Below are 12,154 nucleotides of genomic sequence, written 5' to 3'. Positions count from 1 at the left end.
CTGGCAGGTTTTTCGAGACAATGCGGTCCACCCCTGCTCCCGATACGGGAACAAGGCCTGAAGGCATTAACTCCTGAAAATCTTCACATCTTCACGTGATCGCACCCCGGGACAGGTACGTCAGCGTGTCCACCAGGACGAAAACTCCCCGATTTCGCCCGACGAATGGCGGCACTGTGCGACCGGCCGTGCCAGCGGCATGTGAATCGCGCGCGTTATTTTCATGACGCACGTCAAATAAAAGAGGCAGACAGAATGGTTTTGCCGAAAATACATATCGCTGCATGTGGCGGAGAATCCATTCCCCGCCATGAGTAAATAAATTCAGCTGCTGGAGAGTTTCATCAGCACCAGGCCGGAAACAATCAGCACCGCTGCACCGATCCGCATCGGGCTGACCTGCTCCCCCAGGAACACGATGCCGACCACGAACGCGCCGACCGCGCCGATGCCGGTCCAGATCGTATAGGCGGTGCCCAGCGGCAGGCTGCGCATGGCCACCGCCAACAGCCAGAAGCTGGCGATCATGCCGATGATGGTGACCACGGTGGGGGTGAGACGGGTGAAGCCTTCGGACTGCTTCATGGACACGGCCCAGACGATTTCCAGCAGGCCGGCAAACAATAGATAGATCCAGGCCATGACGGCCCTCCTCTTGGTAGGGCCAGGCCGTCCTGGTCTTTGATTCCCGATGCGGGGGAGGTCGTTCCTCCTGGCCGGCATTCTAGCAACGGGAGCCACGCCCGGCCGCCGTGGCCGGGAACGGGTTACAGCCGATTCAGTGCGTGAAGCTGGCATCGACGCACCGGCCTGCGCTAGAATGAGCGCCTGCCATCGGCTAGCCGATGTGCAGTCCGGCTGTGGTCTCCGGCGCATCGCGCGCTGCTTCCCCTGATCCGTGAACTGGCCGCCCTCGGGGCGGCCAACGTCTCTATGGTGGCCCCGTCGGCCCCTCGCGACGCTAGGTCGAAAACCCCGCCAGGGCCGGAAGGCAGCAACGGTATCGATCGACGCGGGCGCCGAGGTCAGCCGGCGGGGCCATCGCCTTTTCTGGCGACACCCGGCCCTGGCAGCTGCCAACCCTGGTTGACGCCCCTCGCCGGGCATGGCCCAGCGCTACTGCAGCGCTCGCTCCAGCGCCTCCAGTTCGGCAGCCCGCGCCGTATCAGCGGGCTGGCCGGTCCTGCTCACGGCGGATCCTGCACCAGTACGTGCGGCGCGGTCGGGTCGGCCAGCGGCACGCACTGCCCCGGCTGCGCCACGCGGTGCCCGCGCACGGCCAGCGCTTGGCCATCGGCCACGCTGGCGTAGTGGTAGAGCATCATCCGCGCCTGCAGTTCGATGCTGTACTCACGCTCCAGGTCGTCCACGCCCGTGTGTGACGGGTTGCCATGCAGGCCGCAGTCGTGGGCGATCAGCTCGTTGTCGTTGGCGTAGCGCGCCAGCATCTCCGGAATCGGCCGGGTATCGCCGCTCCAGGTCAGCGCGCCCTGCAGGCGCAGGCCATAGGCCGTCTCCGGCCAGTGATGGCGCACCGGAAACACCTCCAGGCGCATCCCCTCATGCCAGAACGCCTCGCCCACCACGATCAGGTGGAAGGCATCCCAGAAGTTCGCACCGCCCTCGGCCAGCACGTTCGGATAGTCAGCAATGCGCTTGTGCAGCAGCGGCACCACCGTGGCAGGCACGTACAGGCGCACCTTGCCGCGCCGGTGCGCATTGAAGAAAGTGTCCACGAACAGGCGCTCGAAGCCGGCCACATGGTCCAGGTGCACATGGGTGACGAACAGCGCCTGCGGCATGTGCCCGTAGTGCGCCTTGAACGCGGTGAGGCCTTCACCGCCGCAATCGATGGTCAGCCACGGGCGACCACCGCGCTCGATCACCGACATCGGCGATCCCAGCTCGACCGCCGACGCATTGCCGACGCCGAGGAAACGCAACGACCAGTCCATCAGGTGCCCCGGTTCCACGCCATGTCATAGGCACGGCGCAGCCGTGCGTAGTCCTTCTGCACATCTTCCACGCTGCGCTCGCCGCGCAGCTTGACCAGCGAGCGCAGCAACCGCTTGAGGTTGCGTTCGCGCCAGCCAGTGGCCGGGATGCGGATCACCCCACGGTCGAAATCGATCAGCCAGCCATGGCCACTGCCATCGAACAGGATGTTGTGCGCGTTGAGGTCGGCATGGTCCAGGCCGGCACGGTGGAAACGGGCGATCAGCCGCCCGGTCTCTTCCCAGGGCGCGCCCCGGCCCGCAACCAGTGCGCGGTCGGCCAGCGAGCGCACGTCCTCGATCCGTTCCATCAGGATCGCCGCCCGGTAGCGCAGGCCTTCACGCATGTAGAACGCGGCGATCGGCCGTGGCACCGGCAGCTTCTTCTCGCGCAGCGCGCGCATCAGGCGGAATTCGGCGAAGCTGCGGGTCCGGTCCGAGCCGCGCCAGAGGTACTGGTCGTGGCTGATCCGGGCCGCCATGCCGCCGCGCAGGTAGTGGCGCAGCACGCTGGCACCGAACGGCGCATCGACGAACCAGGCGCTCCCGCGGCCGCCCTCGCCCACCGGGCGGGCCTTGCTGCCCCAGTGCTGGGGCGAGAACAGGCCAATATCAGCTTGCCGCAGCCGCTCGCGGTCGAACAGAATGGCCCCGATGCCGCGACCCTCGCGGCATGGCGTCAGCGCTTCATTGGCGTCGAATGCGACCATTTCATTGAGTCTAACAACACATGGCATCAGCGTCCTCCTCCTTGTGCCTCCTGCGCCTGTCCGCACTTGGCGATGTCACCCACGTGGTGCCCCTGGTGCGCACCCTGCAGGCCGCACGCCCGGACACGCCGATCCACTGGATCATCGACAAAGCCGGCCACAAGCTGCTCGACGGGCTGCCCGGCGTCACCTTCCATGCCTACGACAAGAAGAGCGGCATGGCCGGGGTCAAGGAACTGCGCAGGCACCTGCCACCGGGGCGCTTTGAAGCGCTGTTGCAGATGCAGGTCGCGTTCCGCGCCAACCTGCTGTCGGCCTTCATTCCGGCCGAGCGCCGCATCGGATACGACCGCAGCCGCTCCAAGGACCTGCACGGGCTCTTCATCAACGAGCGTATTCCCGATCGCCCCGGCATCCACGTGCTGGATGCCATCGGCAGCTTCTGCGAGCCGCTGGGCCTGCGCCAGACCGAAGTCAGCTGGGATCTGGCCGTGCCGCCGTCCGCCTTCGAGTGGGCCGCCGCGCAGTGGCAGGACGATGGCCGCCCGGTGCTGATGATCTCGCCCTGTTCCAGCCACGTGCGCCGCAACTGGTACGCCGACCGCTACGCCGCGGTGGCCAACCATGCCGTCCAGCGCGGCTGGCGGGTGGTGCTGTGCGGTGGCCGCAGCGAACTGGAGCGCCACATGGCCGATGCGATCCAGGCGCAGCTGCAGACGCCTGCATTGGACCTGGTTGGCAAGGACACGTTGAAGCAGCTGCCTGCCCTGCTGGCCCGCGCCAATCTGGTGATGACCCCGGACTCGGGCCCGATGCACATCGCCAACGCAATGGGCACCAAAGTACTGGGGCTGCATGCGGCCAGCAATCCGGACCGCAGCGGCCCGTACTCGGACCGCCGCTACTGCGTGGACCGCTACGACGACGCAGCGCGCAAGTACCTGGCCAAGCAGGCCACCGATCTGAAGTGGGGCACCAAGATCGAGTTCGACGATGTAATGGAACTGATTACCGTCGAAGACGGTATCGCCGCCTTCGAACGCTACGTCGCCGACCACCTGGGGTGAGCGGCGGACTGCCCGGGATCACGTGCGCTGCGCGTAATCCTGATAGGACTTCTCTTCCACGTACGCCGAACCCAGCGCCAGGTTGATCGCCTTCTTGATGCGCGCGCGCTCGTCGTTGCGCAGGTAGACACTGCGCGCCAGGTCGATGAAGCCCTGGTCGAACGCCTGCGCCTTCTCCTTCAGGCGGATGTCGTCCTCGATGTCCCACAGCTGCTCGTTGACCGCCTTCAGCTCGGCACGCAGCTTGGCGATGTCCTTCACCGCAGCCGGGTGTGCCATCCAGGTCTGCTCCAGCGCCGACAGCTCCCTGCGCACATTGGCCAGCTTGCCCTCGTCGCAGATGCGCTCGGACTTGATCTGCAGGATCGAGATCTTGTCCAGCAGCTCGCCGAAGGACACGGGGACGAGGATTTCAGCGGTCATCGGGAAAAGCTCCAGCAAGTGATGTGTGCAGTTTAACCCGCGACTGGCGATGGGACAGTTCAGGTAGAGCCACGCCGCGCGTGGATGGTCCAGCCCTGCAGCAAGTGCATCCACCCATGGCGTGGATTTACTGATGCATCTGCTGGAACAAGCCCCTCTGTTGAGGGGCTGCCCCGACAGGGGCGGGGAGAGGCCGGCAAAGGGAGGGGCCCACGCGTTGCACAGCAACGTGTGGGGCGACGCGCGCAAAGCGCGTCGTGTCCCGCGCCGGATCAGGACATGGTCACTGCGCCGCAAATCCCGATGTGCATCCACGCATGGCGTGGATTCACGGAGGCAATCTGGTGGAACAAGCCCCTCTGTTGAGGGGCTGCCCCGACAGGGGCGGGGAGAGGCCGGCGAAGGGAGGGGCCCACGCGTTGCACAGCAACGTGTGGGGCGACGCGCGCAAAGCGCGTCGTGTCCCGCGCCGGATCAGGACATGGTCACTACGCCGCAAATCCCGATGCGCATCCACGCATGGCGTGGATTCACGGAGGCAATCTGGTGGAACAAGCCCCTCTGTTGAGGGGCTGCCCCGACAGGGGCGGGGAGAGGCCGGCGAAGGGAGGGGCCCACGCGTTGCACAGCAACGTGTGGGGCGACGCGCAAAGCGCGTCGTGTCCCGCGCCAGATAAAGAAAAAGGGCTGCCGTTCGGCAGCCCTTTTTCTTTATCTGGCGGAGAGGGGGGGATTCGAACCCCCGAGGCGCTATAAACGCCTGCCTGATTTCGAGTCAGGTACATTCAACCACTCTGCCACCTCTCCGGGTGGTCCCCGGCGGACCGGGGACGCGCATCATACGAGGAAGTGAGGCCGGCGACAAGTCATTCCGGTCAACGAAGTGAAAATTTCCTGAGTGCATGCCTTGCCGGATGCCTGCAGCCCCCCGATGATGCCTGTCTCCCCAGCAATACCCCGCCCCCGCACCCCATGATCGAATTCGGACACCTCACTCACCCCGGCCTGCGCCGCGAGCTCAACGAAGACACCTACTACGGTGACAGCGAGCTGGCCCTGTGGCTGGTGGCCGATGGCATGGGTGGCCACGCCTGCGGCGAGGTGGCCAGCGCGCTGGCGCGCGAAACCATCGTGCGCGAGATCCGCCGTGGCGCGCCGCTGGCCCAGGCCATCCGCACCGCTGACGAAGAGATCATCCGCGCCTCGCGCCGGCGCAACGACACCCTGCCGATGGGCACCACCGTGGTCGCCGCACGCGTGCAGGGCAATCGCTATGAAGTGGCATGGGTCGGTGACAGCCGCGCCTATCTGTGGCGTGACGGCCAGCTGGCCCAGCTCAGCCAGGACCACAGCGTGGTGCAGGAACTGGTCGCGCAGGGCAACCTGACGGCCGAACAGGCGCGTGCGCATCCACATCGCAACGTGGTCACCCAGGCGCTGGGCGTGACCGACCCGGCGCATCTGAACGTGGCCACCACCAGCGGTGAGCTGCGCCCGGGCATGCAGCTGCTGCTGTGCAGTGACGGCCTGACCGAGGAAGTGGACGACCGCAGCATCGCCCGCACCCTCGCCTTCGACGATGCCAGCGCGCAGGAATGCGTGGACACGCTGGTCGCGGCCGCGCTCGACGGCGGTGGTCGCGACAACATCAGCGTGATCCTGGTGCGCTGCCACTGAACCTGGTGCATGAGCCGAGCATGGGCTCGGCTCTACAGTAGATCCACGCCATGCGTGGATGTTTATGCGCTGGCGGGCTCTTCCACCTTCGGGCCATCCCACAAGGCGTAGCCGGCCTTCTTGCGCAGTCGTTCCAGACGCGCGCTGTGCGCTTCCAGTTCAGACGGGGTGGCCACCACGCGTGGGCGCGGCAGCAGTTTGCTGGTATCGAAGGCCTGCAGCGCGGCACCGGCGCCACCACCGTCATCGTCGCCCATGCCGAAGCCGATCTCTTCCTGGCCCGAGGTCAGCGCGATATAGACGTCGCCCAGGATCTGCGCGTCGAGCAGGCCGCCATGCAGCGCACGGTGCGAATTGTCCACGCCCAGGCGCTTGCACAGCGCATCCAGCGAATTACGCTGGCCCGGGAAGCGCTCGCGCGCCATCACCAGGGTATCGATCACCGTGCAGCGATCGGTGATCTTTCCATACTGCGGGCCCAGCAACGACAGCTCGTTGTCGAGGAAGCCCAGGTCGAACGCCGCGTTGTGGATGATCAGCTCCGCGCCATCGATGAAAGCCAGGAACTCATCGGCGATCTGCGCGAAGTCCGGCTTGTCAGCCAGGAACTCCAGGGTCAGGCCGGTGACTTCCTGCGCGCCCTGTTCGAATTCGCAGTCCGGCTTGATGTACTGGTGGTAGTTGTTGCCGGTCGGGCGGCGCTTGAACAGCTCCACGCAGCCGATTTCAACGATGCGGTTGCCCTTCTTCCATTCCAGGCCGGTGGTTTCGGTATCGAGGATGATCTGGCGCATGGACTCAGTTTACCGGGCTGGCGTCACGGATCTGGATGGCCGCGTTGCGCGCCAGGGTATCCACCCGCTCGTTGTCCGGGTCACCGGAGTGGCCCTTCACCCAGCGCCAATCGATCTGGTGCCGCAGCGTCGCCGCATGCAGGCGCTCCCACAGCTCGCGGTTCTTCACCGGGTCGCCGCCGGCGGTCTTCCAGTTCTTGCGGATCCAGCCGGGCATCCATTGGGTCAGGCCCTGCCGCACGTACTGCGAATCGGTATAGAGCACGATGTTGCACGGCTCGGTCAGCGTTTCCAGGCCGGAAATGGCCGCCATCAGCTCCATCCGGTTGTTGGTGGTGTGCGCTTCGCCGCCGCTCAGTTCACGCTCGTGGCCCTTGTAGCGCAGCAGTGCAGCCCAGCCGCCGGGGCCAGGATTGCCAAGGCAGGAGCCGTCGGTGTGGATTTCAATGGTTTTCAATACAACTCCAGATCAGGTAGCAACGGTGCCGTGCCAACGCACCGGCAACGGTTTCGGCCCGGGCAGGGCCAGCGTTCGTTTTTCAGCATGGAACAGGCAGGCCGCGCGAAGTGGCGACCAACCGCCCGGGCGACGGCTGCCGGCGCCGCGCCAGAGCGGGCCGAGGAAACGCATATCGTCGCACTCCAGCCCGTGGCGGCCGAGCAGCAGGCGGATCCGCTGCGGCGTGCGCACCACCAGCCCGTGCTGGCGCCAGTGCGTGCGGTAAGGGCTGAACGGGTTGAGGCTGCTCAGCCACAGATGGCCGCCCGGCATCAGCACGCGCTCGCACTCATCGAGCAACCGATCAGCGTCAGCTGCGGTGACATGCTGCAACACGACCGCATTGACGCTTTCATTGGCCAGCGGCAGCGGCAACGCACAGCGGGTGTCGCCGGCATAGCCGTGCCCCTGCCGGTACAGGCGCAGGCCGCGCCCGCCAAGCTGCGCATCGTCCAGCCATGCGGCACTCGGCGCGATCCACAGCCAGGGCTGCACCGGCAGCAACGACAGCTGCGGCAGCAGCAGTTGCCGCTCCAGAACGCGCAGGGCTTCCGCCGGTTCGCTGTCGAACCACGGGGTCTGGCTCGCTTGACGGGTGCTCTGCAGCGCGGGCATGGTCCAATTCTATGCGACTGACTGCCCTGCCCGCATTTGCGGACAACTACATCTGGACCTTGATCGACGACGACGGTAACGCCGTGGTCGTCGATCCCGGCGATGCCGCGCCGGTGCTTGCGCTCGCCGATCAGGGCCTGCGCGTGGACACGATCCTGCTCACCCATCATCACGATGACCACATCGGTGGCGTGCCGGTGCTGCAGGCACGTTTTCCTGGAGTCCGGGTGATCGCACCCGTCGAGGAGCGCATCCCCACGGCAACTGAACGGGTCGGCGAAGGTGAACGCGTTCAGGCACTGGGCCGGGCGTTCCACGTACTATCCGTGCCCGGGCATACCCGCAGCCACATCGCGTTTCACACTGCTGAACATCTTTTCAGCGGAGATTCGTTGTTCAGCCTGGGCTGTGGACGCCTGTTCGAAGGTACGCCGTCCCAGCTGCTGGCATCGATGCGCAAGCTGGGTACCTTGCCCGCGCAACTGCTGCTTTGTTGCGCTCATGAGTACACCGTGTCAAATGCCGTCTTCGCGCGGCATGTCGACCCCGCCAACGCTGCCTTGCGGCAGCGCCAAGAGGAGGCTTTGGCCATGCGCCGCGATGACCGTTCCACCCTGCCGGTAACCCTGGCCAGCGAATTCGACTGCAATCCGTTCCTGCGTGTGCACACTGCACCGATCCGCGCGTCGGTGTCGGCACACCTGGGCCGTGACGTCGTTGACGACGTCGACGTGATGGCCGGTCTCCGGCACTGGAAAGACGGCTTCCGCGCATGATGCGCCGAAGTCTGCCGCTGGCCCTGGGCCTGGTCCTGGGGCTGGCCGGAACCGCCGGCGCCCAGTCGCTGGGCGCTGGCATCGGCCAGAACCTGACCGCCGCCGCGGCCCTGCCGCTGGATCCGGCCGCGTTGCCGGCCGCGTCGGTCCGCAACGGCCAGGAGATCTTCTCCAGCTTCCGCGACGGCCTGGCCGAGCCCACCTGCAATGCCGAGGCCACCAGCCCGCGCTGGCAGAAGCAGTTCGCCCACGCCCCGTCGCGCCTGGCCAACCAGGATGACGATGCACTGGTGCTGTTCGGCTATGTGGTCGAAGAGCTGCGCAAGGCCAACCTGCCTACCGAGTTCGCGCTGATTCCGTTCGTGGAAAGCGGTTACCGGCCCAATGCACGCAATGGCAGCGGCCCGACCGGCCTGTGGCAGTTCATCGCCACCACTGCGCGCAATCACCGCGTGCCCATGGCCAACGGCTACGACGGGCGCCTGTCGGCGGTCGATTCCACCCAGGCCGCAGTGCGCTACCTGAAGACCCTGCACGGCATGTTCGGCGGCGACTGGCGCCTGGCCACCATGGCCTACAACGCCGGCGAGTACCGCGTGCTGCAATCGATGCGCAAGGCCGGCATGAACGCGCAGAACGCCAAGCCCTCGGCGCTGCCCGGCCTGTCGCCGGTCACCCATGCCTACGTCGAGAAGCTGCATGCCCTGGCCTGCGTGCTGGAAGATGTGGAAGACCAGCCAGGTGTCATGGCCTCGCTGGACCGCACCGTGCCCGTACTGAAGGACCACACCCTGCCCGCCGGCACCAGCGTCCAGCAGTGGGCCGCACAGCGTGCCCTGGACCCGGCCAGGATCGTCCGCCTCAACCCCGCCCTGGCGGGCGGTGGGCGCGTCTCGTCCGGCACCACCCGCGTACTGGCGCCGGTCTCGGCCGCCAGCGCGACCGTGGCGGACACCGCCACCGCACTGGTGGCCAGTAGCGTACCTGTTGCCGCCGCCTCGCCAGCGCCACAGGTCGCCAAGACCGTGGCCGCGATCGCCGATCGTCCGCGCAGTCGTCGCCACACCGTGCGGGATGGTGAATCGGCCTGGACCATCGCCCGCCGCTATGGCATGCCGGTCAAGGCGCTACTGTCGCTGAACGGCCTGAGCGGCAGCAGCGTGCTGAAGCCGGGCGCCGTGCTGCGCGTGGAGGACTGAGTCCGGCGCGGCACCGCCGCGCCCTGCCCGCCCCTTTGTTCTGGAGAGCCGAGCCCACGCTCGGCTTTTTTCATGCCTGCGCCCAGCAGGCGCAGTCGAGCATGGCTCGACGCTACGCATCGGCAGGCACAAAAAAGGCCCGGCATTGCCGGGCCTCTCTCATGGGTGCCGCCGCGAGGCTTACAGGTTCGCTTCGGTGGTCTGGATCATGAACTTCTTGCGCATCGCTTCGATGTAGGCCTTGGCTGCGGCCATGCCGTCGATCTGGCTCAGCTGTTCCTTCAGCTGCTTCTGCTGCTCTGCAGTCACTTCCTTGATGTCGCCCGGATTGACCTTGTTCACCGCGAACAGCAGCGCGTGGCCATTGACGTCGACCTTGCCATAGCTCGGCTTGCCTTCAGCCGGCACCGGCGCACTGAAGATCGCGCGGTTGATTTCCGGGGTCGGCACCGGCTGGCTGCGCGGCAGGCCCGGCATCGGGCTCAGCTGCAGCTTCTCGCTGGCGGCCAGCGACTGCAGGGTGGCGCCCGCCTTCAGCTTGGCCAGGATGGCATCGGCCGCCTTGTCGCTGGCCTGGCGCTGGCGATCAGCACGGATCGCAGCGATCACCTGGTCACGGGCCTTGTCCAGCGGCAGGGCCTGTTCCGGGGTGTGTGCAGCCACACGGATGACCACGCTGTGGTTGGTCGCGCCGCCCAGGGCGATCGGGTCACTGGCGGTACCGTCCTGCACCAGCACGTCGGAGAAGGCGGCACGCAGCACGGCCGGGTCAGCGGCGATGCCGCTGGCGGTCGCGCGGGTGATCGGGCCCAGGGTCTGCAGCGGCAGGTTCACTTCCTTGGCGGCGGCCGCCAGGTCGCTCGGGCTCTTGTTGATGGCATCGACCAGGCGACCGGCCAGTTCGTTGAAGCCGCGCTCGCCGTCGGCCTTCAGCTGCTCGGCAGCCAGCGTGTCACGCACTTCCTCGAACGACTTGCCCTGGCCACCGCGCACAGCGGCCACCTTGATGATGTGGTAACCGAACTCGGTCTTGACCGGGCCGATCACGTCACCGGCCTTGGCCGCAAACAGCGCGTCCTCGAACGGCTTGACCATCGCACCGCGCTCGACCCAACCCAGCTCACCGCCCTGGTCCTTGGAGCCCGGATCTTCCGAATTGGCCTTGGCCAGCGCAGCGAAGTCGGCACCGGCCGCCTTGGCTTCGGCAGCGATCCTGTTCGCCTTGGCTTCGGCGCCGTCACCGGTGATCAGGATGTGCGAGGCCTGGCGCTGCTCCGGCGAGGTGAACTTTGCCTTTTCCTCTTCATAGCGCTTGCGCAGGGTCGCTTCATCGGCCGGGACCGGTGCCGGCAGGTTCGCACCGTTGATCTCGACGTACTCCAGCGACACGCTCTCGGCCTGGCGGAAATCCTTGCCGTGGCTGTCGTACCACTGCTTGATCTGATCATCGGTGACCGGCGCAGTATCGGCCGGTATGGGCGGCAACGCGGCCAGCTCGACGTCGCGGGTTTCGCCCAGCAGCTTCAACAGGCGCTCGGTCTCGGCCTGGGTGACGAAGCCGGAGCTCTGCAGGCCCGATGGGATCACCGACTGCTGCAGGCTCTCACGCACCAGTTCCTGGAACTGGGTCGGGGTACGCGGCGGATTGCCACCGGCCAATGCCAGCCGGTAGTTGTTCTCGTTGAACTTGCCGTTCGAATCGAGGAACGCCGGCATGGTCGCGATGTATTCGCGCACAGCGCCGTCGCCGATCACCACGCCCGCCTGTTCACCGACCAGACGCACGACCTGTTCGTCGATCAGCTGATCGAGCACGGCCATCTTGTTCTCGGTGCTCTCGAACGCGCGCGGGTCGAAGTTGTCGCCCTGCTGCTGGCGCTCACGCATGCGCTCCTGCTCGAAACGCGTGCGGAAATCCTGCGAGCTGATCTCATGGTGCTGCCACAGCATGCGCACCGGCCACCACGACGGCGCCGAACGCCACCAGGTGGGCGGCGCGGAAACCTTGGCCACGTTCTGTGCGCCAACGCCACCGAGGTAGCTGTTGTCGATCACGAACAGGAACGGAATCATCAGCAGCCCCAGGATCACGGTGACGATCCAGCCTGAGGTCTTGTCGCGGAGTTTCTGCAGCATGGTGAGGAATCACAAGGCCTGATTGGCGAGCCCGGCAGTGTAACCCGCTTCGCCGCAGGGACCAAAAGCAGCACCGACGCGGCCTGCGCCCACTTGCGCAGGCACGCACCATCAGTGCATCGGCCAACTCCATCCTGGCGCAAAGAAAAAGCCCCCGGCTTGCGCCGAGGGCTTTTAGAGTTGGCGGAGCGGACGGGACTCGAACCCGCGACCTCCGGCGTGACAGGCCAGCATTCTAACCAGCTGAACTACCGCTCCGCGCTC

The 12,154-nt window shown here is 66.4% G+C and carries 12 protein-coding genes, 2 tRNA genes and 1 other RNA gene; 5 read left to right on the top strand and 10 right to left on the bottom strand.

Going from position 1 to position 12,154, the window contains the following annotated elements:
* Positions 1–324: 324 nt before the first annotated feature.
* Entirely contained in the window at positions 325–642 is a 318-nt protein-coding gene (sugE, locus tag PEM_RS02850; RefSeq protein WP_005415486.1) for a quaternary ammonium compound efflux SMR transporter SugE, read from the bottom strand.
* A 300-nt stretch (positions 643–942) separates the two neighbouring features.
* On the opposite strand from sugE, the gene ffs reads away from it, so the two are divergent.
* Positions 943–1,039: signal recognition particle sRNA small type (gene ffs, locus PEM_RS02845), an RNA gene on the top strand.
* Positions 1,040–1,187: 148 nt separating this feature from the next.
* Here the strand turns inward: ffs and PEM_RS02840 are convergent.
* Together PEM_RS02840 and PEM_RS02835 are read right to left on the bottom strand one after the other, a co-directional pair.
* Complete coding sequence (locus tag PEM_RS02840) at positions 1,188–1,955, bottom strand: MBL fold metallo-hydrolase (protein ID WP_005415485.1); 768 nt, start codon at positions 1,953–1,955, stop codon at positions 1,188–1,190.
* Positions 1,955–2,704, bottom strand: coding sequence for a 3-deoxy-D-manno-octulosonic acid kinase (locus tag PEM_RS02835; RefSeq protein WP_005415484.1), 750 nt, complete (start codon positions 2,702–2,704; stop codon positions 1,955–1,957). Before PEM_RS02835 ends, PEM_RS02840 begins: the two co-directional genes overlap by 1 nt.
* A gap of 20 nt (positions 2,705–2,724) precedes the next feature.
* Here PEM_RS02835 and PEM_RS02830 point away from each other — a divergent pair, with 20 nt between their 5' ends.
* Positions 2,725–3,771 (top strand): glycosyltransferase family 9 protein, encoded by a 1,047-nt coding sequence (locus PEM_RS02830; RefSeq protein WP_005415483.1) that lies wholly within the window; start codon positions 2,725–2,727, stop codon positions 3,769–3,771.
* Between the two features lie 18 nt (positions 3,772–3,789).
* Here the strand turns inward: PEM_RS02830 and PEM_RS02825 are convergent, their stop codons facing one another.
* On the bottom strand, positions 3,790–4,194 hold the full coding sequence (locus PEM_RS02825) for a DUF6165 family protein (protein ID WP_111127563.1): 405 nt from the start codon (positions 4,192–4,194) through the stop codon (positions 3,790–3,792).
* A 716-nt stretch (positions 4,195–4,910) separates the two neighbouring features.
* Positions 4,911–5,001, bottom strand: a tRNA-Ser gene (locus PEM_RS02820).
* 165 nt (positions 5,002–5,166) lie between these two features.
* On the opposite strand from PEM_RS02820, the gene PEM_RS02815 reads away from it, so the two are divergent.
* Positions 5,167–5,871, top strand: coding sequence for a PP2C family serine/threonine-protein phosphatase (locus tag PEM_RS02815; protein WP_005415481.1), 705 nt, complete (start codon positions 5,167–5,169; stop codon positions 5,869–5,871).
* 62 nt (positions 5,872–5,933) lie between these two features.
* Here PEM_RS02815 and dnaQ read toward each other — a convergent pair whose 3' ends face one another.
* Genes dnaQ through PEM_RS02800 form a run of 3 tightly spaced genes read right to left on the bottom strand, consistent with a single transcriptional unit; the run spans position 5,934 to position 7,779 of the window.
* Positions 5,934–6,665, bottom strand: a complete 732-nt coding sequence (gene dnaQ / locus PEM_RS02810; protein ID WP_005415480.1) for a DNA polymerase III subunit epsilon — start codon at positions 6,663–6,665, stop codon at positions 5,934–5,936.
* 4 nt (positions 6,666–6,669) lie between these two features.
* The gene (gene rnhA / locus PEM_RS02805; protein ID WP_005408275.1) at positions 6,670–7,122 is read right to left on the bottom strand and encodes a ribonuclease HI; all 453 of its coding nucleotides are present in this window, start codon (positions 7,120–7,122) and stop codon (positions 6,670–6,672) included.
* Between the two features lie 12 nt (positions 7,123–7,134).
* Complete coding sequence (locus PEM_RS02800) at positions 7,135–7,779, bottom strand: methyltransferase domain-containing protein (RefSeq protein WP_065185797.1); 645 nt, start codon at positions 7,777–7,779, stop codon at positions 7,135–7,137.
* 11 nt (positions 7,780–7,790) lie between these two features.
* Here PEM_RS02800 and gloB point away from each other — a divergent pair, with 11 nt between their 5' ends.
* Positions 7,791–8,555 (top strand): hydroxyacylglutathione hydrolase, encoded by a 765-nt coding sequence (gene gloB, locus PEM_RS02795; RefSeq protein WP_005415478.1) that lies wholly within the window; start codon positions 7,791–7,793, stop codon positions 8,553–8,555.
* Positions 8,552–9,754: a lytic transglycosylase domain-containing protein gene (locus PEM_RS02790; RefSeq protein ID WP_065185795.1), complete on the top strand. Its 1,203-nt coding sequence runs from the start codon at positions 8,552–8,554 to the stop codon at positions 9,752–9,754. Before gloB ends, PEM_RS02790 begins: the two co-directional genes overlap by 4 nt.
* A 180-nt stretch (positions 9,755–9,934) precedes the next feature.
* Here PEM_RS02790 and PEM_RS02785 read toward each other — a convergent pair whose 3' ends face one another.
* Positions 9,935–11,890, bottom strand: a complete 1,956-nt coding sequence (locus PEM_RS02785; protein WP_111128364.1) for a peptidyl-prolyl cis-trans isomerase — start codon at positions 11,888–11,890, stop codon at positions 9,935–9,937.
* A 181-nt stretch (positions 11,891–12,071) separates the two neighbouring features.
* A tRNA-Asp gene (locus PEM_RS02780) sits at positions 12,072–12,148 on the bottom strand.
* Positions 12,149–12,154 lie beyond the last annotated feature (6 nt).

The sequence above is a fragment of the Stenotrophomonas sp. Pemsol genome, assembly GCF_003586545.1.
GTDB classification, from domain to species: Bacteria; Pseudomonadota; Gammaproteobacteria; order Xanthomonadales; family Xanthomonadaceae; genus Stenotrophomonas; species Stenotrophomonas sepilia.
Note: the sequence above shows the minus strand (reverse complement) of the source record. Positions and strands in the feature narration are given on the sequence as shown.